The organism is Methylobacterium sp. CB376, from assembly GCF_029714205.1.
In the GTDB taxonomy this organism is placed as follows: Bacteria; Pseudomonadota; Alphaproteobacteria; order Rhizobiales; family Beijerinckiaceae; genus Methylobacterium.
The window spans coordinates 368,930-385,189 of sequence record NZ_CP121648.1 but is presented as its reverse complement, the minus strand read 5'-3'; the positions used below and the strand labels follow the sequence as shown (position 1 = coordinate 385,189).

15 protein-coding genes and 1 tRNA gene are annotated in these 16,260 nt (G+C 75.4%); 9 read left to right on the top strand and 7 right to left on the bottom strand.

Features of this window, described 5'->3' with window-relative positions; all coding sequences use genetic code 11:
• Window positions 1-63 precede the first annotated feature (63 nt).
• Window positions 64-2,391, bottom strand: coding sequence for a glycosyltransferase family 2 protein (locus QA634_RS01590; protein WP_012330304.1), 2,328 nt, complete (start codon window positions 2,389-2,391; stop codon window positions 64-66).
• Between the two features lie 177 nt (window positions 2,392-2,568).
• On the opposite strand from QA634_RS01590, the gene QA634_RS01585 reads away from it, so the two are divergent.
• From QA634_RS01585 to QA634_RS01570, 4 genes are all read left to right on the top strand, one after another.
• A tRNA-Val gene (locus QA634_RS01585) sits at window positions 2,569-2,643 on the top strand.
• A 250-nt stretch (window positions 2,644-2,893) separates the two neighbouring features.
• A complete protein-coding gene (locus tag QA634_RS01580) occupies window positions 2,894-3,109 on the top strand; it encodes a hypothetical protein (protein WP_012330303.1) in 216 nt (71 codons plus the stop codon).
• 263 nt (window positions 3,110-3,372) lie between these two features.
• Window positions 3,373-3,798: a YeeE/YedE family protein gene (locus QA634_RS01575; protein ID WP_012330302.1), complete on the top strand. Its 426-nt coding sequence runs from the start codon at window positions 3,373-3,375 to the stop codon at window positions 3,796-3,798.
• Window positions 3,795-4,247, top strand: a complete 453-nt coding sequence (locus QA634_RS01570; RefSeq protein WP_012330301.1) for a DUF6691 family protein — start codon at window positions 3,795-3,797, stop codon at window positions 4,245-4,247. The genes QA634_RS01575 and QA634_RS01570 overlap by 4 nt, the downstream gene beginning before the upstream one ends.
• Here the strand turns inward: QA634_RS01570 and ccoG are convergent.
• The 5 genes from ccoG to QA634_RS01545 all read right to left on the bottom strand — a co-directional run bounded on the left by ccoG (window position 4,231) and on the right by QA634_RS01545 (window position 9,771).
• Window positions 4,231-5,661 carry a cytochrome c oxidase accessory protein CcoG gene (gene ccoG / locus QA634_RS01565; RefSeq protein WP_012330300.1) on the bottom strand — a complete coding sequence of 477 codons (1,431 nt, stop codon included), beginning with the start codon at window positions 5,659-5,661 and terminating at the stop codon, window positions 4,231-4,233. The genes QA634_RS01570 and ccoG overlap by 17 nt on opposite strands.
• 128 nt (window positions 5,662-5,789) lie before the next feature.
• Window positions 5,790-6,644 carry an HD domain-containing protein gene (locus QA634_RS01560; protein ID WP_012330299.1) on the bottom strand — a complete coding sequence of 285 codons (855 nt, stop codon included), beginning with the start codon at window positions 6,642-6,644 and terminating at the stop codon, window positions 5,790-5,792.
• Window positions 6,645-7,065: 421 nt separating this feature from the next.
• Window positions 7,066-7,407: a hypothetical protein gene (locus QA634_RS01555; RefSeq protein ID WP_012330298.1), complete on the bottom strand. Its 342-nt coding sequence runs from the start codon at window positions 7,405-7,407 to the stop codon at window positions 7,066-7,068.
• A gap of 128 nt (window positions 7,408-7,535) precedes the next feature.
• Window positions 7,536-9,323, bottom strand: coding sequence for a tetratricopeptide repeat-containing glycosyltransferase family protein (locus QA634_RS01550; protein WP_283027193.1), 1,788 nt, complete (start codon window positions 9,321-9,323; stop codon window positions 7,536-7,538).
• 157 nt (window positions 9,324-9,480) lie between these two features.
• The gene (locus tag QA634_RS01545) at window positions 9,481-9,771 is read right to left on the bottom strand and encodes a hypothetical protein (protein ID WP_012330296.1); all 291 of its coding nucleotides are present in this window, start codon (window positions 9,769-9,771) and stop codon (window positions 9,481-9,483) included.
• Window positions 9,772-10,600: 829 nt separating this feature from the next.
• Between QA634_RS01545 and QA634_RS01540 the strand changes: the two genes are divergently transcribed.
• The gene (locus QA634_RS01540; protein WP_012330294.1) at window positions 10,601-11,368 is read left to right on the top strand and encodes a SapC family protein; all 768 of its coding nucleotides are present in this window, start codon (window positions 10,601-10,603) and stop codon (window positions 11,366-11,368) included.
• Window positions 11,368-11,982, top strand: coding sequence for an invasion associated locus B family protein (locus tag QA634_RS01535; RefSeq protein WP_012330293.1), 615 nt, complete (start codon window positions 11,368-11,370; stop codon window positions 11,980-11,982). Before QA634_RS01540 ends, QA634_RS01535 begins: the two co-directional genes overlap by 1 nt.
• Window positions 11,983-12,028: 46 nt before the next feature.
• Here QA634_RS01535 and QA634_RS01530 read toward each other — a convergent pair whose 3' ends face one another.
• Window positions 12,029-12,289 carry a hypothetical protein gene (locus tag QA634_RS01530; RefSeq protein ID WP_012330292.1) on the bottom strand — a complete coding sequence of 87 codons (261 nt, stop codon included), beginning with the start codon at window positions 12,287-12,289 and terminating at the stop codon, window positions 12,029-12,031.
• A gap of 419 nt (window positions 12,290-12,708) precedes the next feature.
• Here QA634_RS01530 and QA634_RS01525 point away from each other — a divergent pair, with 419 nt between their 5' ends.
• From QA634_RS01525 to QA634_RS35710, 3 genes are all read left to right on the top strand, one after another.
• Window positions 12,709-12,948: a hypothetical protein gene (locus QA634_RS01525; RefSeq protein WP_012330291.1), complete on the top strand. Its 240-nt coding sequence runs from the start codon at window positions 12,709-12,711 to the stop codon at window positions 12,946-12,948.
• A 92-nt stretch (window positions 12,949-13,040) separates the two neighbouring features.
• Window positions 13,041-13,349 (top strand): hypothetical protein, encoded by a 309-nt coding sequence (locus QA634_RS01520; RefSeq protein ID WP_012330290.1) that lies wholly within the window; start codon window positions 13,041-13,043, stop codon window positions 13,347-13,349.
• 235 nt (window positions 13,350-13,584) lie between these two features.
• Window positions 13,585-16,248: a CHASE domain-containing protein gene (locus QA634_RS35710; protein WP_012330289.1), complete on the top strand. Its 2,664-nt coding sequence runs from the start codon at window positions 13,585-13,587 to the stop codon at window positions 16,246-16,248.
• The last annotated feature ends 12 nt before the right edge of the window (window positions 16,249-16,260 follow it).

The following is a 16,260-nucleotide window of genomic DNA, read 5'->3' as shown; positions in this document are numbered from 1 at the left end:
CTGCATACCGGGCCGGCTTCCCTCTAGCGCTGCGGCGCAGCATCGGCAAGCCGCGCAGGCCCGTCACCAGAGCCGGAACTGGGCCTTCGCGCGGGCGAAATTCGGGTTGTAGTACGGGTCGTTGCGCAGCTGGGCCCCCCAGCGCTCGAGCATCGTGGCGACCTCCGCCTCGAAGCGGGCGCGCTTCTGCGGCGTGTCCTCCAGGCCCCGGCTCTTCGATTCGTGGTGGATCAGGCCGGCATGGGGCGTCCAGATGATGGCGTAGCCGGCCTGCCGGATGCGCAGGCAGAGGTCGACGTCGTTGAAGGCCACCGCGAGGCGCTCCGCGTCGAAGCCGCCGACCTCCCGGAAGACGCTCGCGCGCATCATCAGGCAGGCCCCGGTGACGGCGGAGACCTCCTGGGCCATCGCCATGCGGCCGAAATAGCCGGGATCCTCGGGCCCGATGCCGAGGTGGCTGTGGCCGGCGACGCCCCCCGCGCCCAGCACGACGCCGCCGTGCTGGAGCGTGCCGTCCGGGTAGGAGAGCTTGGCCCCGACCGCGCCGATGCCGGGCTCGACGGCGATCGAGACCATCTCGGCGAGCCAGCCGGGCTCCCTCACCTCGATGTCGTTGTTGAGGAAGAGCAGGAGCGGGCCGGTCGCGGCGGCGGCGCCCTCGTTCGACAGCGCCGAGAAGTTGAAGGCGCCGGGGCTCGGCAGCACGCGCACCCGCGGGTCGGCCGCGACCTCGGCGAACAGCGCCCGGGTGGCGGGCTCGCGGCTGTCGTTGTCGAGGATGATCACCTCGATGTCCGGATAGGCGGTCCCCTTGAGCAGGCCGCGCAGCGCCACCGCGAGCAGCTCGGCCCGGTCGCGGGTCGGGATCACCACGGACACGCGCGGGGCCGGGTCCGGCACGGCGCGCACGAGGCGGTTGAAGCCGAGCGGACCGCGCTCGGCCCGGTGCGGCCAGCCGCGGCGCGCGATCAGGTCGCGCAGGGCCTGGAGGCGGGCGGCCTCGGCCCGGGCGAGCGCCGTGTCCGAGAAGGTGCCCGAGCCGATCGCCGCGCGCCAGTGGTAGAGCACGTGCGGCAGGTGGCGGATGCGGTCGGGGGAGAGCCGGTCGGCGAGGCGCAGCAGCAGGTCGTGGTCCTGGCTGCCCTCGAAGCCGGGCCGCAGGCCGCCCACCTCCCGCACCAGGCTGGTGCGCACCACCGTGAGGTGGTTGATGTAGTTCTGCGCGTAGAGGAGTTCGGGGTTCCAGTCGCTCTTGAAATGCGGCTCGAAGCGCCGCCCCTTGGCGTCGACCTTGTCCTCGTCCGTGTAGATCAGGTCGAGGGACGGGTCCTTGGCGATCGCCCTGGCGACCTCGAACAGGGCGTGCTCGGGCAGGACGTCGTCGTGGTCCATGAAGGCCACGTAGGGGCCGGCCGCCAGCGCGAGGGCCGTGTTGGTGGCCCGCGCGATGTGGCCGTTCTCCGGGCGGCGGACGACCCGCACCCGCGCGTCCGCGGCGGCGGCCCGGTCGAGCAGGCGCGGCACGGCCGGGTCCGTCGAGGCGTCGTCGGCGATGCAGAGTTCCCAATGCGGGTAGAGCTGCGCCCGGACGGAGCGCAGGGCGTCCTCCAGCACCTTCGGAGCCGGGTTGTAGACCGGCATCACCACCGAGATCAGCGGCGGGTCCGTCATGGCGCCGGCCTCGGCGCGGATGCGCGCCCGGTCCGCCTCCGAGAGGGTGTCGAAGCAGCGCACCCAGGTGTCGTAGCCGGTCAGGCCCGGGGGCGTGATCGCCCGCAGCAGGCGGTTGCGCGCCCGGACGCGCTTGCCGAGGAGCCGCCAGAACACGGCCTGGCCGGCGAGGTCGGGCCGGCGCAGGAGGCCGCGGCCGAGGAGGGCGAGGCGGCTGCGCTCCCGCAGCGTCATGTCGCCGAGGGTGACCTCGGTCTCGCCGAGCATGGGCGTGACCTTGAGCGCGACGAGGCCGGCGGGCAGGCGCCCGGTCCAGGTGAAGCGGCCGTTGCCGTAGGCGCGCTCCGCGAGGCTCGTGGTCTCGTGCTGGCTCAGGCGCTCGGCCACGGCGGCGAGCTCGACCCGGCTGAAGGAGCCGCGGCCCTCGTCGCGGAAGCTGATCTCGACCCAGCGCCCGCCCAGCCCGCTGCCTCTCAGGTCGAGGACCAGGGAGGCGGCCTCGTGCGGGTCGGGCGCGAAGGCGCGGGTGGTCCGCTCGCCCCGCAGGGGGAGGATCGCCGCCTCGACGGCCCCGCGGGCGGCGCCCGCGCGGATCGGGTCCGCGTGGTCTTGGCCGCCGCGGTCTTGGCCACCGCGGTCTTGGCCGCCGCGGTCTTGGCCGCCGCGGTCTTGGCCCGCGCGGACGTGGCCGCCGCGGACTTGGCCTGCGCGCTCGCTCATCGCCGTCGCTCTCCGCTGCCCGTCCCGGCCCCCGGCGGCCGCTGTCGGCCGGCCTCCTAGCCCACCACTCCCTCGCCCGGAAAGGGGCGCCGCGCGCAAAACCGGCTTGCCAACCCCGTCCGACACCCCTATACGGCCCCTCACACCGGGGCCGCTTCCCGCATGAGCGGCCCTGCGGGGCGCGTAGCTCAGCGGGAGAGCACTACGTTGACATCGTAGGGGTCACAGGTTCGATCCCTGTCGCGCCCACCATCACACCCCATGACCCATCAGACCCCATGACATCGCAAGGGCCGCACCGCGAGGGCGGCCTTTTCTGCGTGGCGGTTCCAGGGTCATTGAGCCCGTGATCCTTGCCGCCGGCCATCGCGAATTTCCGCTCATTGTCGGGATTTCGTCGCGCGTCGGTTAACCGTCGGGCCAACCCGCGTGAACCAATCCGAACTACTTCCGATTGTCAATTCAGCCCCCAGCGGTTGTGCAATGACGATGGAGGAGAACGTTGGCCTACACGATTCGGGTCAGAGAGTTGAGGACCCGCGGGCCCGCGAACGAATTCGTTCTGGCCCATTCGATCATGGACCGTGCGCAAGCCGAACATCTCGTCGCGCGGTTGGCCACCTCGTATCCACGCCACGGTTTCGATCCCGATCGCGGGATCTACTGGTTTCAGGGCTTCAGCGGATTGCATGAGATTTGGGCGGCCGCGGACGCCTGAGCGCGCGCCGGCCCGCGCGCCGCCACGGATCGGTCTGGAGCATGATCCCCGGCCCTGGCCGGACGACGATCCCGGAACCGGCGGGGCCCGCCCGGTCGACGGGCGGGCCCTCGCGCGCCGAGGACCCGGGCCGGCCGCCGGGCTTGCGCACCGCGCCGCGCCGGCCGACATCAGGCGCGCGGAGCGGTCCCGCCGCGCCGCGATTCGGCGGGCCCGGGCCACGGCCGGGCGGCGCTGGTCGGACAGATCGGAGATCCCCGGCGATGGCCCTCACCCCCTTCCTGGCCCCGCTCGCGGGCGGCGCCCTGATCGGCGCCTCCGCGGCCCTGCTCCTCCTCGCCAACGGACGCATCGCCGGCATCAGCGGCATCGCCGGGGGCCTGCTCGGGCCGCCGGGCCGCGAGACGGCGTGGCGGGCGGTCTTCCTGGCCGGCCTCCTGCTCGGCCCGGTGCTGTTCCGCCTCGCCGCCGGCCACTGGCCTCCCGTCGAGGTCGAGGTCTCCTGGCCGGTGCTGATCGCGGCGGGCCTCCTCGTCGGCTTCGGCACGCGTCTCGGGTCGGGCTGCACCAGCGGGCACGGGGTCTGCGGCCTCGCGCGCCTGTCGCCGCGCTCCCTCGCCGCGGTCGCGGCCTTCATGGCCGCCGCCATCGTCACGGTGTTCCTGGTCCGGCACGGGGTCGCGCGATGAGGGCCGCGCCCCGCCTCCTCGCGGCCCTCGCGAGCGGCCTCCTGTTCGGCGTCGGGCTCGCCCTCTCGGGCATGATGAACCCTCGGAAGGTGCTGGGCTTCCTCGACCTGGCGGGCGCCTGGGATCCGAGCCTCGCCTTCGTGCTGGCCGGCGCGGTCGGCGTCTCGGCGCTCGGCTACGCCCTCAAGGCGCGGATGGCGGCGCCCCTCCTCGCCCCGCGCTTCGAGGTGCCGGCGAATCGCCGCGTCGACGCGCGCCTGCTCGGCGGCGCCGTCCTGTTCGGAGTGGGCTGGGGCCTGGCCGGGTTCTGCCCCGGTCCGGCGCTGGCGGGCCTCGCCCTCGGCCTGCCCTCCGTGGCGGTCTTCGTCGCGGCGATGCTCGCCGGCATGCTGCTCCACCGCCTCACCGCGGAGCGCCCGCGCCGCCCCGCGCTCAGCGCCGGGTGCTGAACTGGTCGGCCAACCGGGCCTCGGCCCCGCTCGCGGGGTCGCGCAGCACGAAGGTCAGCGGCGTCGACGCCGCCGCCGTGCCGGGCGGCGGCACGGTGACGAGGACGCGGACCTCCTCGGTGCGGTCGGGCCCGATCTCGCGCGCGAGCGCCTCGCCGACCGGGTCCCCCGCGAGGGCGAGGCGAGCGCCGGGGATCCCCTCCAGGGAGAGGTCGAGCCGGCGCGATCGGTGCTGCTTGTTGATGAACCGGACCGCGTAGGCGTTGCGCACGGCGCCGTCCGACAGCGTCACCGAGAGCGGGTTGCGCTCGTGGGCGACGTGCAGGCCGAGATCCGGGCGGGTCAGGAGCCGGGCGAGCATCGCGCTCCCCACCACCGCGATCATCGCCGCGTACAGGATCGTGCGCGGCCGGACCGGGCGGATCCGGGTCGGCAGGCCCTGCTGGCGGCGCCTCACGGCGAGGTCGCTGTCGTAGGCGATCAGGCCCGGGGGCCGGCCGATCCGGGTCATCACCGCGTCGCAGGCGTCGATGCACAGGCCGCACTGGATGCAGGAGAGCTGCAGCCCGTTCCGGATGTCGACCCCGGTCGGGCAGACGGCGACGCATTGGCCGCAATCGACGCAGTCGCCCGCCGGCGCGCCCGCCGCGCGGGCCTGCTCGGCCTTCTTGAGCGACAGGCGCGGTTCGCCCCGGTCGTACCGGTAGGTGATGTTGAGCGCTTCCTTGTCGATCAGGCTCGCCTGGATGCGCGGCCAGGGGCACATGTAGGTGCAGACTTGCTCGCGGGCGTGGCCGGCGAGCAGGTAGGTCGTGAAGGTGAGGATGCCGATCCAGAGCCAGGCCGCGAACGGCGCCTGGAAGGTGGCGAGCTGGTGCACCAGGGTCGGCGCGTCCGCGAAGTAGAGGACCCAGGCGCCGCCGGTCCACCACGCGATGGCGAGCCACGCCCCGTGCTTCAGGATTGCGCGGGCGAGACGCTCCGCGCTCCAGCCGCCGCCCGCCGCCCGCATCTGGGCGCGCCGGTCGCCCTCGATGCGGCGCTCGACGGCCAGGAACAGGTCGGTCCAGACCGTCTGCGGGCAGAGATAGCCGCACCAGATCCGGCCGGCCACCGCGTTCATCAGGAACAGCACCATCGCGGCGAGCACCAGCAGGCCGGTCACGTAGTAGAATTCCTGCGGCCAGATCTCGATGAAGAAGAAGTAGAAGCGCCGCGCCGGGAGATCGAGCAGGACCGCCTGGTCGGGCGCGTTCGGGCCGCGGTCCCAGCGCAGGAAGGGCAGCAGGTAGTAGATCCCGAGCGTGACGACGAGGAGGCCCCACTTGATGCGCCGGAAGCGGCCGTGGACCGCGGCCGGGTAGATCTTCTTGCGCGGGGCGTAGAGCGGGGCGGGGAGGGAGGTGCCGGTCATGGTCGTGTCGCCGGATCGCGGAGGCGGGCCGCGTCCAGGCTGCACCGGAGCCGCTCCCGGGTCTTTGATCTGGCGCAGCGCCGGGACGGGCCATGCCGGCCGGGGGCGCGGACGGCCCGGCGCTCACCTCACGGCGCGGCCCGGGGCGGGCCGAAGCCGCCCGGGCGCTCCGCCCGGAACACGTTGGCCTGCAGGCCGGCGATCCACTGGCGCCCGCTCACCGTCACGTCGAGGTATTTCAGCGCCCCGTCCAGGTGGGAGGACACGCTGCGCCAGAAAAAGTCCGGGTAGCGCTCCACCAGGTCGGCCGGCGAGGTGTAGCCCAGGGCGGCGTTGGTGCCGGCCTCCTCGAATTCGTGGAACAGCGCGTTCGCCTTGCGCAGGTAGAGCGGGTCGCCCATCTGGCCGATCAGGTCGGCGGCGCGCACCAGGCAGGCCTCGTCCGCCGGGTCGCGGCCCGGGCAGGTCTCCTCGGCCGGGAAGCGGGTATGCTCGATCGACCGCGCGATCCTGGCCGCGTCGAGCAGGTCCGACTGGCCGAGGCGGGCGCTCACGAACAGCTTCGAGCGCTCGACGTGGTGGGCGGTCAGCGCCGCGTCGGAGGCGCCGCGCGGCAGCACCACGCGTCCGCCGGCGGCGTCGACGACGTAGCCCTCGCGGGCCGAGTCGCCCGGCAGGATGCCGCGCACGTAGCCGATGTCGTGCATCAGGCAGGCCACCAGCAGGTGCGCCCAGTCGCCGGCGGTGACCGGCTCCAGCAGGGTCCGGCCGCGCAGGATGTCGAGCCCGACCTGGGTGACGAGCAGCGTGTGCTCCAGGTCGTGGTAGAGCGCGTCGGAATTCGCCAGGCATTCCAGCGCGAGGCGCGCGACCGAGCCGACCATCTCGGCCAGGGGCGCCTGCGTCGCCCCGAAGGTGCCCCGCAGGGCGGCCGCGAGGTGGTCGCCGAGCGCCTCGGCGGCCAGGTGGGCGGTGGTGATCATGGCCGTCGCCGCGGGGCAGGCCGTCGGGGCCCGGCCGGGCGGGCCGGGGATGGGCTCTCCGGGGCGGAGCGGGCCACCTCCGCGCGGGCCTCGGGATCCCTGGTCATCACGCACCTCGCTCCTGCGCCTCCGGCGGCGAGGGGCCGGCCGCCATCCCGCTAACGCGCCGGGCGGCGTCACGGTTGTGTCATCCGCTGGCCGGACGATCACGTCCGGACAGCGCATGGCAAGCCCGCGCGGCGCTTGAGCGAAGCCCACATCCGCCATCCCGAAGGGATCAAGCGGATGCGGGATGACGAGCCCGCGCGGCGCTTGAGCGAAGCCCACATCCGGATGGCGACGCAATCCGTCTGATCTCGTATCCCGGAACCGGCAGCGCGCCCCGGCCCTCGCCGCATCGGACGGGGCCGGAGGGGCCCGCCTACCAATCGGCGAGCGGGAAGGGCCACCGCTGCCGCGTCCGCATCTGGCCGTGCGGGTCGGGCTTCGCGCCCCGCATGCCCACCGCCATGGTGATGCTGATCGCCCCGCCGGGCGACGACAGGTCGGGCGTGCGGATCTGGATCCAGGCGTCCGGCAGCTGGCTCGCGCACCAGTCCAGGAACGTCTCGGCATCGTCGCCGTCCGGCCAAGTGCAGCCGCCGAGATACGCCCGCAGGCCCTCCCGGTGGGTCACCTTGATGGCGAGGCCGGGCCAGCGGCGCGGGTGGCCGTGGCGGAGATCGTCACGCAGTTCATGGATCACGACGCGCACGGCTGCCATCCCGGCGAGGTGCCCCGGCCGCGGTTGCGATTCGGTTAGCCCCGCCCCGCCGGCCGCGGCGCAGCCTGCTCAGCGGTACTGCTTCTCCTCGATCAGGACGGAGCCGCCGCGCAGGTTGATCTCCCGCTTCACGGCCGAGCGGCGCTCGTTCGTGGTGCTGATCCGCAGGGCGAGGGCGACCAGCTCGTCCCGGGCGGCGGCGTCCTGGGCGCAGGCGCGGATCCGGCCCTCGGCATCCCAGAGCTCGGCGTTGATCCCGCGCAGGGTGGTCTGGAGCGCCGCCACCTCCTCCGACAGGAGCCCGCTCGCCGCCAGCGCCGCGTCGAGGAGCGCGAGCTCCCGGACGACGTTCGCGCGCTTGGCGGGATCGGCGATCCGCTCGGCCTTGAGCTCCAGGATCGTGATCTTGTCGACGAGTTCGCCGAGCGACACCGGCACCCGCACGGTCCCGGGCGCGCCGTCCGGCGCGCCGGCGCCCCCGCGAGGCCGGCGACCTCCCGCGCCATCGCGGCGGCCATCGCCTCCCAGTCGCCCCGACGCTCCTGCCGGAACAGCCGCATCGTCGGGTACCAGGCCGTCCGCTCCCCGGCGAGGCCCCAGCGCCAGTCCGGCACCGGCTTGAGCGCCACGAAGACCGGCCGGCCGAGCGCGCCCGCCACGTGGGCGACGGCCGTGTCGCTCGTCACCACGAGGTCGAGCGACATCATCACCGCCGCCGTGTCCAGGAAGGCGTCCGGGCCCGCGTCGAGGTCCGGCAGCACCGTCACGGCCATCCCGTCGGGCAGGCGGTCGAGCTGGTCGAGCCCGTGCACCTTCTGCAGGCTGACGAGCCGCACGCCCGGCACCCGCGCCAGGGGCGCGAGGCACGCGAGGGGCAGCGAGCGGCCGCGGTCGATCGCCCGGCCGGGCTGCCCCTGCCACGCCACCCCGACCCGGAATCCGGGCGGCAGCCGCGCCCTCCAGGCCGCGACCCGCTCCGGCTGCGCCGCGAGGTAGGGGCCGGCGGCGAGGTCCGCCGCATCGAGCCGCAACAGGCGCGGCAGGCTCATCAGCGGCGCGTGGGCGTGCAGGGCCGGCAGCGGCTCGTCCGGCGCGAGCACCCGCAGGAAGGGCAGGCCGCTCAGCAGGGCGCGCAGGGGTTCCTGGACGCTGAGCACCACCTCCATCCCCCGCGCGGCCGCGATCCGGGCGAAGCGCACGAACTGGATCGTGTCGCCCAGGCCCTGCTCGGCGTAGAGGAGGAGCCGCTGGCCGGCGATCAGGTCGCCCTGCCATTCGGGGCCGGGCGGGCGCGGCTCCACCCAGCCGCGCTGGCGCCGCCGCCACTCGTAGGCCTGGAACCCTTCCGCGAAGCGGCCGAGCGTCAGCAGCGTGATCGCCCGGTTGGTCAGAACCTCCGGCGCGTGCGGCCGCAGGACGAGGCTCTGCGCGTAGCTCGCCAGCGCCTCGTCCAGGTGCCCGAGCTCGTGCAGGACGTTGCCGCGGTTGCCGAGCGCGTCCGGGTCGGCAGGCCTCAGCGCCAGGGCGCGGTCGAGACTCGCCAGAGCGTCCTCGGGCCGGCCGAGGCTCACGAGCGCGTTGGCGCGGTCGAACCACGTCGCCGCGGAGGCGGGGTCGCGCGCCAGCGCGCGCTCCAGGGAGGCGAGGGAGTCCTCGGGCCGCGACAGGGCCTGCAGGGTGACGCCGCGGTCGCGCAGGGTCTCGGCGTGGTCCGGATCCAGGGCGAGGGCGCGGTCGTACCGCGCCAGGGCCGCCTCGAACCGGCCGAGGCCGAAGCAGAGGCAGGCCGCCAGGCGCGCCGCCGCGACGTTGCGCGGCTCGCGCGCCAGGAGCCGCTCGCAGCGCGCCAGGGCCGCCTCGACCTGGCCGGCCCGCTGCTCGCGCAGGGCCTCCCGCAATTCCGCCGCGCCGGTCAAGGCGAACCCCCTCCCGCCGCCCCGCCGGCTCCGAACCGGCGCGCGCCGCCCGGCCGCCGGCACCGCGCGCCCTCGCCGGTGCGGTCGGCGCGCGCCCGGGCCGGGAGGCCGATCCGCGCCGGCGCGAAGCCCGCGGCCGCGAAGAGCCCGGCGGCCGTCACGGGGCGGCCGGCGAGGCGGGCGGCGACGGCCGGCGCGGGCCCGGCGAGGGCGGCCGCGACCCGGGCCGGGCGCGCAGGGAGGGTGAGCCGCTCCGCGCCTGCGGGCGCCTCCAGCCCGCTCCGTCCGGGATGACGAGGACGCCGCCCTGGCGTTGCAGGGGCGGCCGGAAGGAGGGCGGGGTGATCTGCGAGGCGGTCTGGGCCAGCGCGGGGCCCGCGGTCAGGCTCGGGGCTGCGGCGAGGCCGAGCCGGCAGGCGGCGCGCGCGAGGCGGTGAGAGAAGGTCACTGTCGTCTCCGGCCGGGGACCGAAATGCCTCAGGGTCAGGCAACATCTGTCGAACCATGCCTCAGGGGAAAGCCGCGCGCTCTTCGCCCCGCCGCGGACCACCCGGCGGGGCATGACGGACCGTGATGCCTGGGTGACGGACGATCACCATAGGCACGGCGCGACGCCGCCGAAAGCGGCCCGCGCACGACTGGAGCGCGGGTCAGGTTCCTCTAGAGCAGGATCCGATCACGGTGCAATCGGGTCCCGCGCCGGGACCGGGCCGGCTGCGCCCGCCGGCATCGCACTGCTTCGTCGAACGCGAGGACGAAGGCATCCCGGCGCAGCGGAATTCGCGTCGCGTTTCGTTGATGGGCCGCTCTGGAAACCCGCGCGCGGGCCATGTTATAGCGCCTTCCGTTGGGGCATCCGGCGTCGGATGCTCTCCAGAAAGAGCGCGGTGCGGTCGGGATAGCGCAGAACCGAGATGAAGGAACGGAACCGACCGCGGAGAGCGGGCGAGGCGGTGGAATGGCGGCCGGGTCGGGCAGGTGCGGGCGCACCGCGCCCCGCGCGGCCCGATCTCCGTCCTCCGCGGCGCCGGGCCCGCCCGACGCGGGCGACGCCGCGATCACCGACATGCCCGGACCGCCCTTCGTGACACCGCGCCTCCCGCTCTCCCCCTGGCTCGCCGTGTCCGCCGGCCGGAGCGCCCCTGACGCGCCGGTGCGGGCGGCGCGGAATATCCCCTGACATCGCCCGGGGCGGCGGGCTCCGCTGTCCCTCGCGCCCGTGGAGCCGCGGCGCGGTGGGCGTCCCCCCTCCCAACCCTCCAGCCGAGGATCGATCCATGACTCAGCTTCCCCTGTTCTACCGCGCCGTCGTGCCCCTCGACCGGGAGGGCCATCGCGGGCTGCGGCTGGCCAACCCGCAGCGTTTCGGCTTCGCGCGCGGGAGCCACCTCGTGCCCGCCGTGGTCGACGAGTTCGCCGCCGCCTGCCGCCACCTGCCGATCCTGTTCCTGCCCGAGAGCCTCGGCCCGACCCCGGTCTTCCTCACCGGCCTGGTGCCCGGCCGCTCGGCGCTGGTGAGCGAGGACGGCACCTGGACCGGGCGCTACCTGCCGGCCTATCTGCGCCGCTTCCCCTTCATCCTGGGCGAGAGCGAGGGCCGGCCCGCGCTGGTCTGCCTCGACGACACCGCCGAGGGCGTGCTGCGCGAGGAGGATGCGGGCGAGAGCCTGGCGCTGTTCGGGGAGGACGGGGCGCAGACGCCGCCGCTGCAGGAGCGGGTGCGGCTGGTGGCGGACTATGCCGAGGCGGCCAAGCGCACGGGCGCGCTCGGGCGGGTGCTGCAGGATCTGGGGCTGCTGCGCGGGGTGACGCTGCACGGGAAGGACCCGGCGACGGGGGAGAGCCACGCCCTGCACGGGGCGCTGGTGGTGGACGAGGGCGCGCTGAACGGCCTCTCGGACGAAGTCTTCCTGCGGTTGCGCCGGGAGGGCTGGCTGGCGGCGATCTCGGCCCATCTCGTCAGCCTGCAGGCGATCGGCGACTTCGCCCTCACCTTCGCGCCGCCGGCGCCGGCGAATGCCGAGAGCCTGGGGGAGGCCGCGTGATGCGCCGCGCGATCGGGCTCCGCTCCGTCCCGGCCGCGCTCGCCGCGGCCCTCGGTCTCGCGGGGCCGGTGCTGGCGCAGCCCGCGCCCAAGCCGGCGGTCGCTCCGCCGCCCGCCGCATCGCCCGCCGCGCCGCCGGTCCCGGCCGAGCCGGAACTGACCACGGCGAGCTTCGGCGAGTGGACGCTGCGCTGCCAGCGCCTCGCCGAGGGCGAGAAGGTGACCCGGTTCTGCGAGGTGGCGCAGGCCGTCCAGGTCCAGGGTCAGGCCGCGCCCCTGGCGCAGGTCGCGCTGGGGCGGGCGCCCGGCGAGGCCGGCCTGCGGCTGACGGCGGTGCTGCCGGTGACGGTCAGCTTCCCGTCGGGCGTGCGGGTGGGCCTGGAGGGCAAGGAGGGCCGCGAGGCGGCGGCGCTCGATCTGGCCTGGCGGCGCTGCCTCCCGGCGGGCTGCGTGGCGGATGGGGCGACCAGGGAGGACGTGCTCAAGCGCTGGCGGGCCGGCAGCGAGCCGGGGCGGCTCACGTTCAAGGACGCCGCGGGCCGGGACGTGACGCTGCCGCTGTCGTTCCGCGGCCTCGATCAGGCCCTGGAGGCCCTCGCCAAGGAGCGCGCCTGACACCGGCGCGCCCGATCCGCAACGGGCGCCGCGCGGCGCCCGTCGCTCATCCCCTGCGCAGCCGCCGCGTATTCGCGCGCACCTTGCGCCGGTAGCCGCGCACGATCTTGCGGGGCGACCCGCCGGTCGCGGCCTGGACGGCCGCCTCGCCGGCCGCGGCCACCTTCTCGGCCACCATCAGCTGGGCCTCGGCCGCCGCGGCCGGGCCGCCCAGCGCGATCTTGGCGAGGCGCAGGCCGATCACCGTCTGGGCTTCGAGCCCGAGCATCGTCATCTCGATGCCGAGCTTCCACATCGAACCGACCATCGCGGCCTCCCTCCGACGGATCCGCCGCGGCGGTCCCCCCTCGATCGCGGCGCACGGCGCCGCGGCCCGGCTTGCCCCGTTCGACCGGCACCGGGACCGAAGGATCGTCGCGCGGGGATCCGCTGCCTCGGTCCCGGCCTCCCCCGGGAACCGCGGAGAGAAGGCGCGGCGGACCGATCGGTTCCGCTCCGACATGCGCGCCGGGACATGCGCGCCGGGATTCGTGTCGCCGGCACAGCCGTCAAGCCGATCCCTCGCTCGCGCCGCCCGCGCGCCGGCGCGGACCTGTGGATCCTGGGGAAGACTCGCGCCGAATCGCGCCCGCGGGGCAGATCGCCTGCCTCGCGGGCCGGCGCGGCGCCCCGCGGCCCATGGCATGAGGCATATTCCTCCGCAAAGGAAATCCAGTGGAGGCGGCTATGGAATTCCTCATCGAGCAGGATGATCCCGGCCGATGGCGGTGGCGCCTGATCGGCCGCAAGAACGAGACCTTGCTGAGATCCGACGAGACCTTCGCGTCGAGGGGCGAGGCGGCGGAGGCGGCGAGCCTGTGGTCGCGCACCATCGAGGGCGCGTCGCGGCGCATGGCGGGCGCCGTCCCGCCCCCGCGCCGCCCGCCCCGCCCGGTCCCGCGCCGCCCGATCTTCGCCCCGCACTGATCGCGGGCGCGGGACCGGTTGCCGCCTTGCCGGTTGCGCCGGCCGTGCTATCCCGCGCGGGCCCGAATCGGTCGGGCGCGCAGGACTCGCCCATGCTCCGTCACCTCACCTTGCCGGGTCTCGTGCTCGGGCTCGCCTTCCTCTGCGTCGGCCGGGCCGCGGCGTCCGAGGATCTCGTCGCCCGGTGGGAGCGGGCCGACGCGGCCTGCGGGCTCCCGTCCTCCGCGATGAGCGAGCAGGCCTGCCTCGACCGCCAGATCCTCGCGGAGCGCCTGCGGCGGGCTGGCTGGTGCGAGGCCGCGCCGACGAGCCCCTACGAGCATTGGGGCTGGCAGCGATGCCGTTCCCGCACGGCGGTGCGCCCGGCCCACCCGCGGCGCGGCTCCCGCGCCAAGGCCTGACTCGAGACCGGCCGAACTTCCCCTGTTGCGGGCCCCGCTGTCTGGCCGTGCAGCGCGGCGGCACTAGAACATCCCGGTCGCGCTCGCGCAGAGGATCGCCGTCATCTCGTCGCCTGCTCCGCCCTCGTCTGGTTCAGCGCGCCCGATCGGACGCTACGGGCTGCCGCTGCTGATCCTGCTGGTCGGCCTGATCCTGTCGGGAGGCGCGGCCCTGCAGCTCCGGCAGGTGAGTGCGGTGCGGGACGGCGAGCGGTTCGCGCGGCTCGTCGACGCGCAGGCCGAGGACATCCGCGAGCGGCTCGACACCTACGCGGCGCTCCTGCGCGGCGCGGCCGGGCTCTACGCGGCGAGCCGGGAGGTCAGCCGGGCGGAATTCGCCGCCTACGTGGCGCGGCTGCGCCTCGGGGAGCTCTATCCGGGCATCCGCGGCCTCGGCTTCGCGCAGCGCTTCGCCCCCGGCGAGCGCGAGGCGCTGCGGCGGCGGCTCGGCGCGGAGGGCGCGCCCGAGCCGTGGCCGGAGACCGGAGCGCCGGACCCCACCGCCATCGTCGCGCTCGAACCCGCGGACCGGCGCAACGCCGCCGCGATGGGCTTCGACATGTCCTCCGAGCCGACGCGCCGGGAGGCGATGGCGCGGGCCCGCGACGGCGCCGAGGTCGCGCTCTCGGGCAAGGTCGAACTCGTCCAGGAGATCGACCGCGACCGCCAGCCGGGCTTCCTGCTCTACCTCCCGGTCTACGCGGGGGAGGCCATCCCGGAGGCGGTCGCGGACCGGCGCGGCGCCCTGCGCGGCTTCGTCTACGCCCCGTTCCGGGCGGGCGACTTCTTCCCGCAGGTGGTCACCCGCCGCACCGCGGGCGGCGCGCGCGAACTCGCCTACGCGGTCCATGACGGCGCCGTGCCCGATGCCTCGGAGCCGATGCCCGAGCGGCTCCTCTACGCCTCCGCGCCCGGGGCGGGCCGGCCGGAAGCCGGCCTGGCGGCGCGGCGCGCCCTCACCCTGGCGGGCCGGACCTGGACCCTGAGCGCCGCCGCGACGCCGGCCTTCGCGCACGACCCGGCCGGGGCGCTCGCGCCGACGATCGGCGGGCTCGGCCTCGTCCTCACGCTGCTGCTCGCGGGCGGGGCCCTCGCCCAGGTCCGGGTCAGCCGGCGCTCCGAGGAGGCGCGGCTCGCGCTCCAGGAGGAGACCGCGCGCCTGGAGCGGCTCAACCGCGCCGGCGCCTCCCTGGCCGCCGAGCACGATCTCGGCCGCCTCGTCCAGAGCATCATCGACAACGCCACCGCCCTCACGGGGGCGGCCTACGGCGCCTTCTTCGAGCGCGTGCCGGCCGGGCGCGAGGGCGATCCGGAGGAGGCCTGGCGCCTGTTCAGCCTGACGGGCGCGCCGCGCGAGGCCTTCACGCGCTTCGGCCTGCCCCGTGCCACCGCGCTCTTCGCCCCGACCTTCCGGGCCGACGGGGTGGTGCGCTCGGACGACGTGGCGGCGGATGCCCGCTACGGCTCCCACGGCGGCATGCCGGAGGGCCACCTGCCCGTGCGCAGCTACCTCGCGGTGCCGGTCGTCTCCGGCTCGGGCGAGACGCTCGGCGCCCTGCTCTTCGGCCATCCCGAGCCGGGCCGCTTCGGGACCCGGGAGGAGCGCCTGATCCTGGGCTTCGCCGGGCAGGCCGGGATCGCCCTCGACAATGCGCGCCTCCTGATCTCGGTGCGCCACGAGCAGGACCGCTTCCGCGCCGCGGTGCGGGCGGTGCGGGGCGTGCTCTGGACCAACGACGCGGCCGGCCGGATGACCGGCGAGCAGCCCGGCTGGGCGGCCATCACCGGGCAGACCCGCGCCGAGTACGAGGGCTACGGCTGGGCGCGGGCGGTGCATCCCGACGACGCGCAGCCGAGCATCGACGCCTGGAACGCGGCCGTCGCGGCGCGGCGGACCTTCGTGTTCGAGCACCGGGTGCGCAGCCGCGACGGCACGTGGCGGCCCTACGCGATCCGGGCCGTGCCGATCCTGGAGCCGGACGGGCGCATCCGCGAATGGGTCGGGGTCCACACCGACATCACCGCCCAGCGCGAGGCCGAGGCCGAGCTGCGCGAGTCGAACGAGGAGATCCAGCGCTACGCCTACATCGTCTCCCACGACCTGCGGGCGCCGCTCGTCAACGTGATGGGCTTCACGAGCGAGCTCGAGGCGCTGCAGGAGGAGATCCGCGGCGCGCTCGAGGGCCACCCGCAGGCGGCGCAGATCGACGGCGACATGAGCGAGGCCCTCGGCTTCATCCGGGCGGCGATCACCAAGATGGAGGGGCTGATCGCCGCGATCCTGAAGCTGTCGCGGGAGGGGCGGCGCAATTTCCGGCCCGAGCCCCTCGACATGACGGCGGTCATCCAGGGGCTCGCCGACGCGCAGCGCCACCAGGCCGACGCGGTCGGGGCAAGGGTGAGCGTCGCGCCCGGCCTGCCGCCGATCACCGCCGACCGGCTCGCGATCGAGCAGATCTTCTCCAACCTGATCGACAACGCCCTGAAATACCTGTCGCCCGAGCGGCCCGGCCGCATCGCCGTGGCGGCCGAGGCCGCCCCGGGCGACCGCGTGCGCTTCGCCGTCAGCGACAACGGGCGCGGCATCGCGCCCCAGGACCACGCCCGGGTCTTCGAGCTGTTCCGCCGGGCGGGCGCCCAGGACCGGCCGGGGGAGGGGATCGGGCTCGCCCACGTCAAGGCGCTGGTGCGCTCCCTCGGCGGGCGCATCGAGGTGGCCTCGCGGCTCGGCGAGGGCACCACCTTCACGGTGACGCTGCCGCGCCGCCCGGTCGCGAGCGCCCCCGGGCCGGACCGGGCCGGGTTCGAGGGCACCCCGGAGGCCGCCCCCGGGGGCGCGCCCGGGATGGCGGCCGAGTGAGGGGAGGACCGG